The organism is Stutzerimonas sp. (assembly GCF_982611455.1).
Genome location: NZ_CEXBBO010000002.1, coordinates 143,133 through 157,658 on the forward strand (window position 1 = coordinate 143,133; position 14,526 = coordinate 157,658).

At 61.5% G+C, this 14,526-nt stretch carries 19 protein-coding genes; 7 read left to right on the forward strand and 12 right to left on the reverse strand.

The genetic code is table 11. The features are described 5' to 3' along the window. The first annotated feature begins 74 nt into the window (after positions 1-74). The 5 genes from AC2LD7_RS01930 to AC2LD7_RS01950 all read left to right on the forward strand — a co-directional run bounded on the left by AC2LD7_RS01930 (position 75) and on the right by AC2LD7_RS01950 (position 5,270). Complete coding sequence (locus AC2LD7_RS01930) at positions 75-2,534, forward strand: glycogen/starch/alpha-glucan phosphorylase (protein WP_484596170.1); 2,460 nt, start codon at positions 75-77, stop codon at positions 2,532-2,534. A gap of 214 nt (positions 2,535-2,748) precedes the next feature. Beyond that, positions 2,749-3,759 carry a class 1 fructose-bisphosphatase gene (locus tag AC2LD7_RS01935; RefSeq protein ID WP_484596171.1) on the forward strand — a complete coding sequence of 337 codons (1,011 nt, stop codon included), beginning with the start codon at positions 2,749-2,751 and terminating at the stop codon, positions 3,757-3,759. Positions 3,760-3,762: 3 nt separating this feature from the next. Then, positions 3,763-4,365 carry a DUF924 family protein gene (locus AC2LD7_RS01940; protein ID WP_484596172.1) on the forward strand — a complete coding sequence of 201 codons (603 nt, stop codon included), beginning with the start codon at positions 3,763-3,765 and terminating at the stop codon, positions 4,363-4,365. A gap of 98 nt (positions 4,366-4,463) precedes the next feature. Then, positions 4,464-4,718 (forward strand): hypothetical protein, encoded by a 255-nt coding sequence (locus AC2LD7_RS01945; protein WP_484596173.1) that lies wholly within the window; start codon positions 4,464-4,466, stop codon positions 4,716-4,718. 9 nt (positions 4,719-4,727) lie between these two features. Beyond that, on the forward strand, positions 4,728-5,270 hold the full coding sequence (locus tag AC2LD7_RS01950; RefSeq protein WP_484596174.1) for a lipocalin family protein: 543 nt from the start codon (positions 4,728-4,730) through the stop codon (positions 5,268-5,270). Positions 5,271-5,393: 123 nt separating this feature from the next. On the opposite strand, the gene AC2LD7_RS01955 is transcribed toward AC2LD7_RS01950, so the two are convergent. Next, positions 5,394-5,825 (reverse strand): hypothetical protein, encoded by a 432-nt coding sequence (locus tag AC2LD7_RS01955; RefSeq protein ID WP_484596175.1) that lies wholly within the window; start codon positions 5,823-5,825, stop codon positions 5,394-5,396. An 81-nt stretch (positions 5,826-5,906) separates the two neighbouring features. Between AC2LD7_RS01955 and pip the strand changes: the two genes are divergently transcribed. Next, entirely contained in the window at positions 5,907-6,878 is a 972-nt protein-coding gene (pip, locus tag AC2LD7_RS01960; RefSeq protein ID WP_484596176.1) for a prolyl aminopeptidase, read from the forward strand. Then, positions 6,878-7,315, forward strand: coding sequence for a D-aminoacyl-tRNA deacylase (gene dtd, locus AC2LD7_RS01965; protein ID WP_484596177.1), 438 nt, complete (start codon positions 6,878-6,880; stop codon positions 7,313-7,315). The genes pip and dtd overlap by 1 nt, the downstream gene beginning before the upstream one ends. Positions 7,316-7,337: 22 nt before the next feature. On the opposite strand, the gene AC2LD7_RS01970 is transcribed toward dtd, so the two are convergent. The 11 genes from AC2LD7_RS01970 to AC2LD7_RS02020 form a co-directional block, all read right to left on the reverse strand. After that, complete coding sequence (locus AC2LD7_RS01970) at positions 7,338-7,757, reverse strand: UPF0158 family protein (RefSeq protein ID WP_484596178.1); 420 nt, start codon at positions 7,755-7,757, stop codon at positions 7,338-7,340. 218 nt (positions 7,758-7,975) lie between these two features. After that, positions 7,976-8,683 carry a 16S rRNA (uracil(1498)-N(3))-methyltransferase gene (locus AC2LD7_RS01975; RefSeq protein WP_484596179.1) on the reverse strand — a complete coding sequence of 236 codons (708 nt, stop codon included), beginning with the start codon at positions 8,681-8,683 and terminating at the stop codon, positions 7,976-7,978. Then, positions 8,680-9,483 carry a twin-arginine translocase subunit TatC gene (gene tatC / locus AC2LD7_RS01980; RefSeq protein ID WP_484596180.1) on the reverse strand — a complete coding sequence of 268 codons (804 nt, stop codon included), beginning with the start codon at positions 9,481-9,483 and terminating at the stop codon, positions 8,680-8,682. Before tatC ends, AC2LD7_RS01975 begins: the two co-directional genes overlap by 4 nt. Further along, positions 9,480-9,869, reverse strand: coding sequence for a Sec-independent protein translocase protein TatB (gene tatB, locus AC2LD7_RS01985; protein WP_484596181.1), 390 nt, complete (start codon positions 9,867-9,869; stop codon positions 9,480-9,482). The genes tatC and tatB overlap by 4 nt, the downstream gene beginning before the upstream one ends. 6 nt (positions 9,870-9,875) lie before the next feature. Beyond that, positions 9,876-10,106 (reverse strand): twin-arginine translocase TatA/TatE family subunit, encoded by a 231-nt coding sequence (gene tatA / locus AC2LD7_RS01990; protein WP_484596182.1) that lies wholly within the window; start codon positions 10,104-10,106, stop codon positions 9,876-9,878. A gap of 24 nt (positions 10,107-10,130) precedes the next feature. Further along, positions 10,131-10,463 carry a phosphoribosyl-ATP diphosphatase gene (locus tag AC2LD7_RS01995; protein WP_255979669.1) on the reverse strand — a complete coding sequence of 111 codons (333 nt, stop codon included), beginning with the start codon at positions 10,461-10,463 and terminating at the stop codon, positions 10,131-10,133. After that, positions 10,456-10,851 (reverse strand): phosphoribosyl-AMP cyclohydrolase, encoded by a 396-nt coding sequence (gene hisI, locus AC2LD7_RS02000; protein WP_484596183.1) that lies wholly within the window; start codon positions 10,849-10,851, stop codon positions 10,456-10,458. The genes AC2LD7_RS01995 and hisI overlap by 8 nt, the downstream gene beginning before the upstream one ends. A 49-nt stretch (positions 10,852-10,900) precedes the next feature. Next, entirely contained in the window at positions 10,901-12,511 is a 1,611-nt protein-coding gene (gene ubiB, locus AC2LD7_RS02005) for a ubiquinone biosynthesis regulatory protein kinase UbiB (RefSeq protein WP_484596184.1), read from the reverse strand. Further along, positions 12,508-13,131: a ubiquinone biosynthesis accessory factor UbiJ gene (locus AC2LD7_RS02010; protein WP_484596185.1), complete on the reverse strand. Its 624-nt coding sequence runs from the start codon at positions 13,129-13,131 to the stop codon at positions 12,508-12,510. The genes ubiB and AC2LD7_RS02010 overlap by 4 nt, the downstream gene beginning before the upstream one ends. Beyond that, on the reverse strand, positions 13,131-13,901 hold the full coding sequence (ubiE, locus tag AC2LD7_RS02015) for a bifunctional demethylmenaquinone methyltransferase/2-methoxy-6-polyprenyl-1,4-benzoquinol methylase UbiE (RefSeq protein WP_484596186.1): 771 nt from the start codon (positions 13,899-13,901) through the stop codon (positions 13,131-13,133). Before ubiE ends, AC2LD7_RS02010 begins: the two co-directional genes overlap by 1 nt. 203 nt (positions 13,902-14,104) lie before the next feature. Next, on the reverse strand, positions 14,105-14,479 hold the full coding sequence (locus tag AC2LD7_RS02020; protein ID WP_484596187.1) for a gamma-butyrobetaine hydroxylase family protein: 375 nt from the start codon (positions 14,477-14,479) through the stop codon (positions 14,105-14,107). Between the last annotated feature and the right edge of the window lie 47 nt (positions 14,480-14,526).

The window sequence follows — 14,526 nt, forward strand, 5'->3', positions numbered from 1 at the left end:
TTGCCCTTTTTGTCGAGGTGGCCAAGCGCCGCCATGAACCCCTCATCCCTATTTCTGCTCCACGAGGTCTGTCCATGACGCAAGAATCGACTGCTCCTAACGCCGATGAAGTCGCGGCCTTTCGCAACACGATCATCAGCAAGCTGACCTACGCGATCGGCAAGGATCCCGAGCATGCGTCCGATCATGACTGGTTCGAGGCGGTGGCGCTGGCCACTCGCGACCGCATGATCGATCAATGGATGGACCGTACGCGCCAGAGCTACCGCGAGGGCAAGAAGCGCGTCTATTACCTCTCGCTGGAGTTTCTCATCGGCCGATTGCTAACCGATAGCCTGAGCAACCTGGGACTGCTCGATGTGGCCCGCCAAGCGTTGGCGGATGTCGATGTGGACTTCGAACGTATTCGCCTTACCGAACCGGATGCGGCGCTGGGCAACGGCGGCCTGGGCCGGCTGGCCGCTTGCTTCATGGAAAGCATGGCGACGCTGGGCATCGCCGCCCATGGTTACGGGATTCGCTATGACCACGGGCTGTTCCGCCAGGCCATCGTCGATGGTTGGCAGCATGAGCAGACCGAGACCTGGCTGAATTTCGGCAACCCCTGGGAATTCGAGCGGCCCGAGGTCAGCTACCTGATCGGCTTTGGCGGCAGCGTCACCGCGATGCCGCACGATGCGGGCGGGCAGGAACAACCCAAGCACTTTTGGCATTGGGCCGAAGGCGTGCGTGCCATCGCCTACGATACGCCGGTGGTGGGCTGGCGCGGGGCGAGCGTCAATACGCTGCGGCTGTGGCGTGCCCGCGCCGAGGCGGATTTCCACCTGGAGCGCTTCAATGCCGGTGACCATATCGGTGCCGTCGCCGAGGAGGCCCGCGCCGAGAGCATTTCGCGGGTGCTTTATCCGGCCGACAGCACCGAAGCCGGCCAGGAGCTGCGCCTGCGCCAGGAATATTTCTTCGTCGCCGCCTCGTTGCAGGACCTGTTGCGGCGGCACCTGGAACAGCGTGGCACGCTGACGGACCTGCCGGAATTCGCGGCCATCCAGCTCAACGACACCCACCCGGCAATCGCCGTGGCGGAATTGATGCGGCTGCTGACCGATGTGCACGACATACCCTGGCGCAAAGCCTGGGAACTGACGGTCGGCACCCTGTCGTATACCAACCACACTCTGCTACCAGAGGCGCTGGAAACCTGGCCGGTCGGGCTGATGGAGCGCCTGCTGCCGCGGCACATGCAAATCATCTATCTGATCAATGCCCAGCACCTCGATGCATTACGCGAGCGGGGCATTCACGATCTGGACCTGTTGCGCTCGGTCTCGCTGATCGAGGAGGGCCATGGCCGGCGTGTACGCATGGGTAACCTGGCTTTCCTCGGTTCGCATTCGATCAACGGCGTATCGGCACTGCATACCGGATTGATGCGCGAGACGGTCTTCACCGACTTGCATTCGTTGTATCCGAAACGCATCAGCAACAAGACCAACGGCATCACTTTCCGGCGCTGGTTGTACCAATCCAACCCGCAATTGACCCGATTACTGGTCGAGCACATCGGAGACGAATTGCTCGACGCGCCGGAAACCGTCCTGCGTCAGCTGGAGCCCTTTGCGGATCAGCCGAACTTTCGTGCTCGCTTCGCCGCTCAGCGGCTGGCCAACAAACAGCTATTGGCACAGATGATTCAGGAACGCCTGGGCATCAGTGTCGACCCGAATGCGCTATTCGATGTGCACGTCAAACGGATCCACGAGTACAAGCGTCAGCTGCTCAACCTGCTGCATACCGTGGCGCTGTATCAGGCGATTCGTTCTGATCCGGGCGGCAACTGGGTCCCCCGCGTGAAGATCTTCGCCGGCAAGGCGGCGGCCAGTTATCACACGGCCAAGCTGATCATCAAACTGACCAACGACATCGCGCGGACAATCAATGACGATCCGACGGTGCGTGGCCTGCTCAAAATTGTCTTTTTGCCCAACTACAACGTCAGCCTGGCCGAGCGCATCATTCCGGCAGCCGACCTTTCCGAGCAGATCTCCACCGCCGGGCTGGAGGCCTCCGGCACCAGCAACATGAAATTCGCCCTGAACGGTGCGTTGACCATCGGCACTCTCGACGGCGCCAACGTCGAGATGTGCGAGCAGATCGGCGCGGAGCACATGTTCATCTTCGGCATGACCGCCCAAGAGGTCGAGGCGCGCAAGCAGGCGAACGAGTACAACGCCGAAGCCACCATTATCGGCTCGCCGCGGCTCAACGAAGTGCTGATGGCGATCCGCAACGGCGCTTTCTCTGCGGATGATCCGGGCCGCTACACAGCGCTGATCGATGGGCTCAAATGGCACGATACCTTCATGGTCTGCGCCGACTTCGAGGCCTATTGGCAGGCGCAGTTGGAGGTCGAGGCACGCTGGCGCGACGCCGACAGCTGGTGGCGCTCCGCCGTGCTGAATACGGCCCGCACAGGCTGGTTCTCCTCGGACCGGACCATCCGCGAGTACGCTGAGGAAATCTGGAAAGTGCTCTGAGCGCACGTACATGATCAGCTCTGCAGGCTCCTGCAGGGCGATCGGCTCAAAAAAATGCTCAACGGAACGCCATGCCAAAAGCGATGGAATGACAACGCTGGAGGCACTTTGCCGCTTCGCTGAACTCTGCTGCCTGTAGGCGGGTCTGAGGGAGGGTTAGTTTCCCCATGGCCTGCTAAACTGTGCGGGTTTTTCCATCCTCCGGAGTCATTCCATGTCACGCGTAACCCTGAGTCGCTACCTGATCGAGCAGACCCGCAGCAACAACACCCCCGCGGATCTGCGCTTCCTCATCGAGGTAGTGGCCCGAGCGTGCAAGGAAATCAGCCACGCCGTTTCCAAAGGCGCGCTGGGCGGCGTTCTCGGTGCCACCGAAACCGAGAACATCCAGGGCGAAGTGCAGAAGAAACTCGACGTGCTGTCCAACGAAATCCTGCTCGAAGCCAACGAGTGGGGCGGCCACCTGGCCGGCATGGCGTCGGAAGAAATGGACAACGCCTATCAGATTCCCGGTAAGTACCCGAAGGGCGCTTACTTGCTGGTCTTCGACCCGCTGGACGGCTCGAGCAACATCGACGTCAACGTCTCGGTCGGTACCATCTTCTCGGTGCTGCGCTGCCCGGACAAATGTTTCAGCCAGAACGACGCGCTGGGCGAAGAAGCCTTCCTCCAGCCCGGCACCAAGCAGGTCGCCGCTGGCTACGCCATCTACGGCCCGCAGACCATGCTGATGCTGACCCTGGGCAACGGCGTGATGGGTTTCACTCTGGACCGCGAACTCGGCAGCTTCGTGCTCACTCACGACGACATCCGCGTTCCGGAAAGCACCGCCGAGTTCGCTATCAACATGTCTAACCAGCGCCATTGGGAGGCGCCGGTGCAGCGTTACGTCAGCGAACTGCTGGCCGGTAAGGAAGGCCCGCTGGGCAAGAACTACAACATGCGCTGGATCGCCTCGATGGTGGCCGACGTGCATCGCATCCTTACGCGCGGCGGCGTTTTCATGTATCCGCGTGACTCCCGCGAGCCGGAAAAGCCCGGCAAGCTGCGCCTGATGTACGAAGCCAACCCAATGTCCTTCATCATCGAACAGGCCGGCGGTGCTGCTACCAACGGCACCCAGCGCATCCTCGATATCCAGCCCGAATCCCTGCACCAGCGCGTACCGGTGTTCCTGGGCTCCAAGGAAGAAGTCGAGCGCGCCACTGGCTATCACCAGGGCTGAACGATGCAGACGCCTTGGCTGGAGTTGCTGAGCTGGTGGTTCGGCGAGGGCGTCACCGTCAGTGAGATCGCCGACGAAAAGCACGGGCTGTGGTTCGGCTATAAGCCAGAACAGGATGCCGAGGCCCGCGCCCGCTTCGGCGATCTGGTCGACCAGGCGCTGTCCGGCGACCTGAGCGACTGGGTTGAATCGCCGCATGGTTGGCTGGCGCTGGTGCTGTTGCTCGACCAGCTCCCCCGCATGATCTACCGCGGCACGCCGAAGGCATTTGCCGGCGATGAGCGCGCCCTGCAACTGGTTCGCGAAGGCATGGCTCACGGCGGCGATGTACTGCTCGCCCCGATTCAGCGGGTTTTCATTTATTTGGTACTCGAGCATGTCGAAAATCTCGGTATGCAAGATCTGGCCGTCATGCAGTTCGAGACCTTGCGCGGAATTGCCGAGCCGAAAGATCAGAAACTGTTTGCCGGTTTCCTCGATTTTGCTGAGCGCCATCGCCAAGTAATCGCCAGATTCGGGCGCTTTCCCCATCGCAACGAAGTGCTTGGCCGAACATCCTGCGAGGCGGAGCGGGCTTTTCTTGCCGAGCCAGGGTCACGCTTCTAGCCGTTGTGAGGAACCTCCCGACCCGCTCGCTTCCTAAACTCATAACGCAAAGGCAAGGCCAAGCAAGGCCAGCTGCCGACTACTTGAAGGAACCCGCCATGTCGTTGCGCCATTTGTCGCTGATTACTGCTGTATTTCTGCTGGCTGCCTGCAGCCCGGTTACGCAGGAAAATTTCGCCAAGCTGCAGGCGGGTATGCCCCGCGTGGACGTTGAGAAGCTGCTCGGCAAGCCAGGCGAATGCGCGGGTGCGCTTGGCATGTCCAGCTGCACCTGGGGACAGAAAAACCGCTTCATCAGCATCCAGTTCGCCGGGGACAAGGTGATGATGTTTTCCGGTCAGGGTCTCAAATAAGGACAAACCATGCGCCTTGCCATCGCGTTATGTGGAGCATTGCTGCTGATCGGATGCGCCGGCTCGAGCCCCGACGACGCACCAAAGACGGTGGGTCAGGTTGACCTACAACGTTATCAGGGCACTTGGTACGAATTAGCGCGTCTGCCGATGTTTTTCCAGCGTAGCTGCGTGCGCTCGGAGGCCCATTATGCGCTGCAGGATGATGGCAGCGTGGCGGTGATCAATCGCTGCGAAACCAACGAAGGCGAGTGGCAACAGGTCAAGGGCGAGGCAGTGCCGCAGCAGCCTGGACAGACCGACAAACTCTGGGTTCGCTTCGACAACTGGTTCAGCAATCTTTTTCCGGGCCTGACCAAGGGTCACTACTGGATTCTCTACCTCGACGACGGCTACAACGTCGCGCTGGTCGGCAGTCCGGATCGCGACTACCTCTGGCTGTTGTCGCGAGAGAAAACAATAGATGCGGCGACGCGCGACACGCTGCTCGAAGAAGCACGCCAGCGGGGCTATGACACCAGCGAGCTGATCTGGCGTGGAGAGTCGTCCTGACCGACCACCCGCTATTTGCTCGCTGCTGTTGTTGGCGTGAGGGCTATTCTCCAGGCGCTCATCGACGGGCAATGTCTGGCGGACTTCGACGAGCCCTATGGTCCGCCAACACATTCGACGCGGTTATTCCCAGCTCAGCCGCGCCAGCAGCCATTCGCCGTCTTCCAGCCACCATTCGAGCCTGACGCCGTAATAGCCGGCGCGTTGAGGCAGCCACCCCTCGGCGCCGGTCAGCGCCACTTGAGCCTCGCTGTAGCCCTTGTCTGGATAGGTCGGATCGATCCAGCTCTGGCGGCTGGGAGCGATCACCCGCACGTTGTTGTGACGCAGGAACATCAAGGCTGACGTACGCCGCACCCAGTCTCGATCGAGGCGTTGGTTGGCGCTAAATTCAGGATGAATCCGTGCCATCAGCTCACCGCTGTCCTTGTTTTCAATACTGTCCTGCAGCGATTGCACAGCCATGTCCAGCGCCGCCTGCGGATCATCGCGGCCGCAGCCGACCAGTAGCAGGGCCACCGCCAGGATGGCCGCGGCTAATTTCCATACGGGCATGCCGAACCTCTCGAACCTCGTTATGATGCCGGAAACGTCAGGCGGATCGTCGAACCCGCCGCACCGACCATGGAGTGTGCCATGCAGACCTTGTATCCGGAGATCAAACCCTACGCCCGGCACGAGCTGGCGGTTGAAGAACCGCATGTGCTCTACGTCGACGAGAGTGGATCACCGGAGGGCCTGCCCGTGGTGTTCGTGCATGGCGGTCCGGGCGGCGGCTGCGATGCCCTGAGCCGACGTTTCTTCGATCCCAACCTGTACCGTATCATCACCTTCGACCAGCGCGGCTGCGGTCGCTCTACACCGCACGCCAGCCTGGAAAACAACACCACCGCACACTTAATCGCCGATATGCAGCGTATCCGCGAGTTTCTCGGCATCGACAAGTGGGTGCTGTTCGGTGGCTCCTGGGGTTCAACATTGTCACTGGCCTACGCCCAGGCTTTTCCCGAAAACGTGCATGCACTGATCCTGCGCGGCATCTTTCTTTGCCGACCCCAGGAGTTATCCTGGTTCTACCAGGAGGGTGCCAGCCGCCTGTTCCCTGATTACTGGCAGGACTTCATCGCGCCGATTCCGCCTGACGAGCGTGGCGACTTGATGCAGGCGTTCTACAAGCGCCTGACCGGCACCGACCAGATCGCCCAGATGCACGCAGCCAAGGCCTGGTCCTGCTGGGAAGGCCGCACCGCCACGTTGCGGCCCAACACTCAGGTCGTCGATCGCTTCTCCGACACCCACCGGGCATTGGCAATGGCGCGCATCGAGTGCCATTACTTCGTCAATCAAGCGTTTCTCGACTCGGACCAACTGCTGCGCGACATGCACAAGATTGCCCATCTACCGGGCATCATCGTGCATGGCCGCTACGACGTCATTTGCCCGCTGGATAACGCCTGGGCGTTGCACGAGGCCTGGCCGAACAGCGAGCTGCAGATCATCCGCGAAGCCGGTCACTCCGCGTCGGAGCCCGGCACCTGCGACGCCCTGGTGCGCGCCGCTGCCGACGTCGCCCACCGCCTGCTCCAATTGCCGCCAGAAGAAGCCTGATGAAGGCGTTGATCCAGCGCGTGCAGCATGCGCGGGTCGAGGTAGCGGGTGAAGTGGTCGGTGCCATCGATCAGGGGCTGCTGGTACTGGTCGGCGTCGAGCGAGAGGACGACCGCGCGCGAGCCGACAAGCTGCTACATAAACTGCTGCGCTATCGGATATTCAGCGACGAGCAAGGCAAGATGAACCGCTCGCTCATTGACGTCGGCGGCGGGCTGTTGCTGGTTTCCCAGTTCACCCTGGCCGCGGACACGGGTAGCGGCCTGCGCCCGAGCTTTTCCAGCGCTGCAGCGCCCCAGCTGGGCGAGGAGCTCTACGAGTACCTGCTCGGACAGGCACGGCTGCAGCATCCGCAAGTCGCCTGCGGCTGCTTTGGTGCCCACATGCAAGTGCATCTGCAGAACGATGGGCCGGTGACCTTTCTGCTGGAAAGCTGAGTCTATTTTCAGCCAGGTGAAATCAGCGTTTGGAGGGTTCCAGGCCGTTCTCGTGCAGCCAGGTAATCGCATACTCACGCAACTGCACGGCCTGATAGTCCAGCCAAGCCTGGCGAACTTCCGGAAAGTCCTCCAGCTTGAAGTCGAAGGTTCGCAGCGACCTGCGGCCCTGCAGTGCATTGCTCAGCACTGCATGAGCGTTGGGGTCGTGCTGGGTGAACAGGAACGCCTCGCGCATGGCGATCGATTGCGTCAGCCCGAGCGGCTCGATGTGCAGAAAGCGATCTTCCTGCACGTCATATTTCTCATTGACGCCCGGCGCGGTTTCGCCGGGAAATACCGCGCGGATTTGGCCGGACTCGAGATCGAGGTAGTGCTCGCTGGCGTCGCGGTTGTCTAGCGCGTATTCCAGACGGTGAAGATCTATGGTCAAAGGTCGCATGGGAGTTACTGCTATTTTTGGGATTCAGGAACTCTGACCCGCGCGCTCCAGATGCGTGCATTACGTTCATCGGTACTGTTTCGCATTCTGACGAGATGATCGGTATGCAGCAGGTTCGCGGTAAACGACGCAAGCGCCTACGGCGATCCGATCCTACGGATGGATTCAACATACAAGGATGGCTTAGCCGCAGGCGTAATCCGCGACAAAGCCGCCACCTAGAAGAGCCGCGCCAACAGGGCACTGACGGCGGTTTCCACACGCAGGATGCGCGCACCCAGTTGTACCGGCTGCAGGCCCGCCGCCGCGAGCTTGTCGACTTCGTAGAGTATCCAACCACCTTCCGGTCCGATCGCCAGCGTCACCGGTTCATCGAGGGCGCGGGGGCAGGCGGGGTAGTCGCCCGGATGCCCGACCAGCCCGCGGGTGCCGTCGGCCAGTTGCGGCAGGCGATCCTCGACGAAGGGTTTAAAGCGTTTCTCGATACTTACCTCGGGCAGCACGGTGTCCCGTGCCTGCTCCAGGCCGAGCAACAGCTGCTCGCGGATCGCCGCCGGTTCGAGAAATGGGGTTTGCCAGAAGCTCTTTTCCACCCGGTAGCTGTTGAGCAGCACCAGCCGTGGCACGCCCATGGCGGCGACCGTCTGCAGCACGCGGCGGAGCATCTTCGGGCGCGGCAGTGCCAGCAATAGGGTGATCGGCAGCTTTGCCGGCGGTGGCTGATTCAGCGCGACTTCGAGCTCCGCCTCGTTGGCGTCCAAGCGCAATAGCCGACCCTGTCCCATGTCGCCGCCAAGCAGACCGACCCGCAGGCTTTCGCCTGCCTCGGCACGGTGTACGTCCTGGATATGCTTGAGCCGGCGATCGCGCAAGATCACCCGGTCAACGGCAACGAAATCGGCCGCCTCTAGCAACAACAGATTCACGGGTGGGGTGCAGGTGGCTGGTCGCCGGTGTGCGGCTGGTCGTCATCGGCGTCGCCGCGGGATTCTTCCTCGCGCTTCTTCACTATGCTGCCGCAGATCAGGCCGGCTTCGAACAGTAGCCACATGGGTATGGCGAGCAACGCCTGAGAGAATACGTCCGGTGGCGTCAACACCATGCCGACCACGAAGCAGCCGATCACTACATAAGGGCGACTCTTGCGCAGGGTGGCGACATCGACGATACCGACCCAGATCAGCAGAAAGGTTGCGACCGGAATCTCGAACGCCACACCGAAGGCAAAAAACAGCGTCAGCACGAAATCCAGGTACTGGCCGATGTCGGTCATCATCGCCACGCCCTCCGGTGTCACGCTGGCGAAGAAGCCGAACATAATCGGGAACACTACGAAGTAGGCGAAGGCCATACCGCCGTAGAACAGGAAAATGCTGGAAATCAGCAGCGGTACCGCAATGCGCTTCTCGTGCTTGTACAAGCCCGGCGCGATGAAGCTCCAGATCTGATGCAGGATCACCGGCATCGACAGGAATAGCGCCACCATCATGGTCAGCTTGAACGGCGTCAGGAACGGCGAGGCGACGCCGGTGGCAATCATCGTCGCGCCTTCCGGCAGATATGCCCGCAACGGCGCTGCCACGAGGGCATAGATCTGCTGAGAGAAGTAGAACAGTCCGCCGAACAGCAGCAGGATCGCCACGACACAGTGCAGCAGGCGTTTGCGCAGCTCCGTCAGATGGGCGACCAGCGGCATTTCCTGATCTTCAAAGGAGGTTTTGCTCATGGCTCAGGCGATTTGTCCGGGCGTGGTACGGGAGCCGTTTCGGCGGGTTTGGCTTCGGCGGGCGTCGGTGCGTCGAGGTTGCTGACATCTGGCGGCGGCGTGACGGATTGCGGAGTGGCGCTGCTACCGGTGGTTGGGAAATTCGGCATGATGCTCTGCTTCATTTCCCGCTCAAGATCGAGGATGCGCTCGTTGTGCAACTGACGGCGAATCTCGTCGGCGCCAATTTCCCGCTCGACCTCGGCCTTGATGTTGGCAAAGCTGCGCTTCGCTCGGCCGATCCACAGACCGGCGGTGCGCACCGCGCCGGGCAGGCGCTCCGGGCCCAGTACGAACAGCGATACCAGGCCGATCAGTAGCAGTTCAGTGAAGCCGATATCGAACATGGCGCCTCAGTGCTTCTTCGTCGGATCTTCGACCTTGCGGGCCTCGGCATCGATGGTATGACTCTGCTTCTCTTCGACGCTGGGCTTTTCCTCGTCGGTTCCCATGGACTTGCGGAAGCCCTTGATCGCGTCACCCAGGTCCGAGCCCAGGCCCTTGAGGCGCTTGGTTCCGAACAACATGACCACGATGAGCAGAATGATCAGGAGTTGCCAGATGCTGATTCCACCAAAACCCATGCTGCAGTACTCCGAAGTTAACTATCAGGATTGTGGACGCGCGGCTTTTTCCGCATGTCCGGAGAGACCGAAACGACGGTCCAGTTCGTCCAGTACCGCCTGTGGATGCTGGTCCAGCGCAGCCAACATCACCAGGCTGTGGAACCACAGGTCGGCAGTTTCATAAATCAGGTCGCTGGGATCGCCGCTGACGGCGGCGTCCTTGGCGGCAAGGATGGTTTCCACCGACTCCTCACCAACCTTTTCGAGAATCTTGTTCAGCCCCTTGTGATACAGGCTGGCCACGTAAGAACTGTCCGCAGCGGCGCCCTTGCGGGCTTCCAGCACCTCGGCCAGGCGGGCGAAGGTGTCACTCATGTTTATGCTCCGCATAGATGGCGTGCGGGTCTTTGAGGACCGGCTCGACAGTTTTCCAGTCACCGTTCGCGAAGACCCGGTAGAAGCAGCTTTCGCGCCCGGTGTGGCAGGCGATGCCACCGATCTGCTCGACCATCAGCACGATCACATCGGCATCGCAGTCCAGACGCAGCTCATGGAGCTTCTGTACATGCCCGGACTCCTCGCCCTTGCGCCACAGCTTGCCACGTGAACGTGACCAGTAAATGGCGCGGTTTTCCGCCGCGGTCAATGCCAGCGCTTCGCGATTCATCCAAGCCATCATCAGGATGCGCCCGGTCTGATGATCCTGGGCGATGGCCGGCACCAGGCCGTCTTCGTTCCAGTTGATTTGGTCCAGCCAGTTCATCGAATTCTCCGCTCAAGTCGCCAAGTGTGCCAGCCTCACCGACCGCTGGCTATCGGCGCACCACGATGTAGATGCCGGCGGCCAGCATCACCCAGGCTGGCCAAGTGCTTATGGCGGTAAAACTGTCGGCAGCGGCGGCCAGCGTCGCGCCACCGGCCAACAGCACGGCACCGACGAGACGCAATGGCCAGTGCCGATGATGCTCGTGCCATGGGGGCGGCGGGTTGTTCGCGTGGGGGTTGGACATGCGCTCGAGCAGCTCGCGGGTCATGCCGGCAAGGTGCGGCAGTTGCTCGATCTGCGCCTGAGCGTTCTTCAGCAATTGCTTAGGACTCATGCGCTCACGCATCCAGCGTTCCAGATATGGCTGGCCGGTGGTCCAGAGGTCCAATTCGGGGTACAGCTCGCGGCCCAGGCCTTCGATATTGAGCAAGGTTTTCTGCAGCAGCACCAGCTGCGGCTGGACTTCCATATTGAAGCGCCGGGCGACCTGAAACAGGCGCACCAGCAACTGGCCGAAGGAGATATCTTTCAGCGGCTTCTCGAAGATTGGCTCGCAGACCGTACGAATCGCCGCCTCGAATTCATTGACTTTGGTTTCCGCCGGCACCCAGCCCGAATCGATATGCAGCTGCGCGACCTTTCGGTAATCGCGTCTGAAGAAGGCCATCAGGTTACGCGCCAGATAATCCTGATCTTCCGGTGTCAGACTGCCGACGATGCCGAAATCCACCGCGATGTACTGTGGATTCCACGGCTGGTGGGTGCTGACGAAAATGTTGCCGGGGTGCATATCGGCATGGAAGAAGCTGTCACGAAAGACCTGGGTAAAGAAGATTTCGACGCCGCGCTCGGCCAGCTGCTTCATATCGGTGCGCTGCTCGGCCAGGCGGGCCATGTCGGTCACCGGCACGCCGTAGATACGCTCCATCACCAGCACCTGCGGGCGGCATAGATCCCAATAGACCTGTGGTACGTAAAGCAGCGGCGAGCCCTGGAAGTTGCGCTTGAGCTGGCTGGCGTTAGCGGCTTCGCGCAAGAGGTCGAGTTCGTCGTAGATGGTCTTGGCGTAGTCATCGACCACTTCCACCAAATGCAGGCGCCGAGCCTCGGTGGAGGCGCGCTCCGCCGTCTTGGCCAGCAGGAACAGCCAGGCGATGTCCTGGCTGATCACCGGTCGGAGATTCGGTCGTACCACCTTGACCACCACTTCTTCGCCGCTGCGCAGCTTCGCGGCATGCACCTGGGCGACCGAGGCTGAAGCCAGCGGCTTGCTGTCGAAGCGCGCGAAGACCTCGCCAACCGGTGCGCCCAGCTGCCGCTCGATCAAGGCGGTGGCAACGGCCGAGTCGAACGGCGGTACGCGATCCTGCAACATCGCCAGCTCTTCGGCGATATCCAGCGGCAGCAGGTCGCGGCGAGTCGAGAGAATCTGGCCAAACTTGATGAAGATCGGCCCCAGGCCCTCCAGAGCCAGCCGCAGACGCGCACCGCGGGACAACACGCTGCGGCGGCGCGGTAACCAGCGCCAGGGCAGCAGATAGCTGGTCGCGCGCAACCACCAGGGCATCGGCAGGTCGAGGATGATGTCGTCAAGGCGGTAGCGGATCACCACCAGCAGGATGCGGAACAGGCGGCGGGCGGCGGCGAACAGCTTCATTCGGATCGGTCTGGTTTCAGAGGGTGGGGGAGCTGCTCGACTCGAGCTTCGAGTCGGTCGAGGGCGAGCTTGAGGCGATCGAGCTCGGCAAAACGGGCTTCCGCCTCGGCCATGCCGACAAATGTTCGGGATTCTTCGCTGAGGTAGTCGGCGAAGTCCTGGCGCAGACTTTCGGCGCCTTGCCGCGCCCAGACGGTCTGCTCGCGCAAACCGGTGCTGAGCAACTGTGTACCGACCGGACCCAGCCAGCGCGAGACTTCGTATTCCCAGTCCAGTTCGAGATCCTGCAGTACCTCGGCGAAGCTCATCAGCAGAGCGCTGTCGCCCTCGATCTCGACATCCGGCCCGTGCAGGATCGCGGTCTTGTTGCGGCTGGTGACCAGCCGCAACAGGCTCGCTGCGGAGGTGCGCAAGCGGCAATCCGGCTCGCTGCCCCAGTTCTCGGCTAGCCGCAACCCCTCGCCATCGGCGAGAACGAACAGACGCCAGGCTGGCACCGTGCAGTCGATCTCGATGATTCGGCCGCTCAACCGGGCCAGGCGCGGAAGGGCGGTCGGGTCCAGGCGCAGCACGCGATTGAGGCCGCGCTCGGCGCCGGCCAGCAGGGCAGCGCGCAGCATCAGGGTTTGATGCCGCGGTGCAGGGCGACGATGCCGCCGGTCATGTTGTGATAGGTAACGCGCTCGAAACCGGCATCGGCCATCATGCCCTTGAGGGTTTCCTGATCCGGGTGCATGCGGATCGACTCGGCCAGATAGCGGTAGCTCTCCGAATCGTTGGTGATCAGCTTGCCCATCATCGGCAACAGGCTGAACGAATACGCATCGTAGGCTTTGGAGAACAGCTGATTGGTGGGCTTGGAGAATTCCAACACCAGCAGCCGGCCGCCGGGCTTGAGCACCCGCAGCATGGAGGCGATGGCGTCTTCTTTGTGCGTCACGTTGCGCAGGCCGAAGGCGATGGTCACTACGTCGAAATGATTGTCGGGGAAGGGCAGCTTCTCCGCGTCGGCCTGGACAAACTTCACGTTGCCAGCCACGCCCTTGTCGAGCAGGCGGTCACGACCGACCTTGAGCATCGAGGCGTTGATGTCGGCCAGGACCACCTCGCCGGTCGGGCCGACGATGCGTGAGAACTGACGGGCTAGATCACCCGTGCCACCCGCGATGTCCAGTACCCGATTGCCGTGGCGCACGCCGGACAGCTCGATGGTGAAGCGCTTCCAGAGGCGATGCACGCCGCCGGACATCAGGTCGTTCATCAGGTCGTACTTAGCGGCTACAGAATGGAATACCTCGGCCACCTTTTGCGCTTTCTCGCTCTCCGGCACGTCTTTGTAGCCGAAGTGGGTAGTGGGCTCTGCGTCACGCTCTTTGCGGGGATCGGTCATGTCACTGTCACCGGAAGAATGTGCCGGCATTCTAAACCTAAAAAGCAGCGGCAGGCTTCAAGCTGCAGGCGACAGGTAAAGCTTAAAAGCGGCGGCAGCGGCAGCAAGTAGGGATGTCGCTTTTTACATCCGCCTTGTCTCCGCTCGGTGGAGCGCCACCCGGTGAAGCTTGATCCACCTTACGAGCCGAGAAGTTTGCAGCGTTAAAGCATCAACTTGACCGGCGAGATATCCGGGTCGCGGGACTTGCCGGCTTTCGCCAACTCGGCGAGGTACTCATCCCACAGCTGTTGTTGGTTGCTCGACAGCTGGTAGAGGTAGTCCCAGGTATACAGGCCGCTGTCGTGGCCATCGCTGAAGATCAGCTTGAGCGCGTATTGCCCGGCCGGTTCCACGCCTTCCAGCGCGACGTTGATCTTGCCGGTCTGCAGGATCGGATTGCCGTGGCCCTGCACTTCGGCCGACGGCGAATGCACGCGCAGAAATTCGGCGGACAGAACGTAGCGCTGCTCAGCGCCATATTCCAGCTCCAGGGTTTTCGAAGCTTTGTGCAGTTTGATCGCGGTGGGGATGCGCATAGGAAAGAACCGAAGAAGAGGCGGGAGGCCGGAGGCTGAACGAGGGG

Bases quoted from the DNA above. Each gene is read 5' to 3' on its own strand.
- dtd (WP_484596177.1), top strand. From the start codon at position 6,878: ATGAAGGCGTTGATCCAGCGCGTGCAGCATGCGCGGGTCGAGGTAGCG.
- pip (WP_484596176.1), top strand. From the start codon at position 5,907: ATGCAGACCTTGTATCCGGAGATCAAACCCTACGCCCGGCACGAGCTG.
- AC2LD7_RS01930 (WP_484596170.1), top strand. From the start codon at position 75: ATGACGCAAGAATCGACTGCTCCTAACGCCGATGAAGTCGCGGCCTTT.
- AC2LD7_RS01940 (WP_484596172.1), top strand. From the start codon at position 3,763: ATGCAGACGCCTTGGCTGGAGTTGCTGAGCTGGTGGTTCGGCGAGGGC.
- AC2LD7_RS01995 (WP_255979669.1), bottom strand. From the start codon at position 10,463: ATGAGTGACACCTTCGCCCGCCTGGCCGAGGTGCTGGAAGCCCGCAAG.
- AC2LD7_RS01950 (WP_484596174.1), top strand. From the start codon at position 4,728: ATGCGCCTTGCCATCGCGTTATGTGGAGCATTGCTGCTGATCGGATGC.
- AC2LD7_RS01935 (WP_484596171.1), top strand. From the start codon at position 2,749: ATGTCACGCGTAACCCTGAGTCGCTACCTGATCGAGCAGACCCGCAGC.
- AC2LD7_RS01955 (WP_484596175.1), bottom strand. From the start codon at position 5,825: ATGCCCGTATGGAAATTAGCCGCGGCCATCCTGGCGGTGGCCCTGCTA.
- tatC (WP_484596180.1), bottom strand. From the start codon at position 9,483: ATGAGCAAAACCTCCTTTGAAGATCAGGAAATGCCGCTGGTCGCCCAT.
- AC2LD7_RS02010 (WP_484596185.1), bottom strand. From the start codon at position 13,131: ATGCTGCGCGCTGCCCTGCTGGCCGGCGCCGAGCGCGGCCTCAATCGC.
- tatB (WP_484596181.1), bottom strand. From the start codon at position 9,869: ATGTTCGATATCGGCTTCACTGAACTGCTACTGATCGGCCTGGTATCG.
- AC2LD7_RS01970 (WP_484596178.1), bottom strand. From the start codon at position 7,757: ATGCGACCTTTGACCATAGATCTTCACCGTCTGGAATACGCGCTAGAC.
- tatA (WP_484596182.1), bottom strand. From the start codon at position 10,106: ATGGGTTTTGGTGGAATCAGCATCTGGCAACTCCTGATCATTCTGCTC.
- ubiE (WP_484596186.1), bottom strand. From the start codon at position 13,901: ATGACCGATCCCCGCAAAGAGCGTGACGCAGAGCCCACTACCCACTTC.
- AC2LD7_RS01945 (WP_484596173.1), top strand. From the start codon at position 4,464: ATGTCGTTGCGCCATTTGTCGCTGATTACTGCTGTATTTCTGCTGGCT.
- AC2LD7_RS02020 (WP_484596187.1), bottom strand. From the start codon at position 14,479: ATGCGCATCCCCACCGCGATCAAACTGCACAAAGCTTCGAAAACCCTG.
- ubiB (WP_484596184.1), bottom strand. From the start codon at position 12,511: ATGAAGCTGTTCGCCGCCGCCCGCCGCCTGTTCCGCATCCTGCTGGTG.
- hisI (WP_484596183.1), bottom strand. From the start codon at position 10,851: ATGAACTGGCTGGACCAAATCAACTGGAACGAAGACGGCCTGGTGCCG.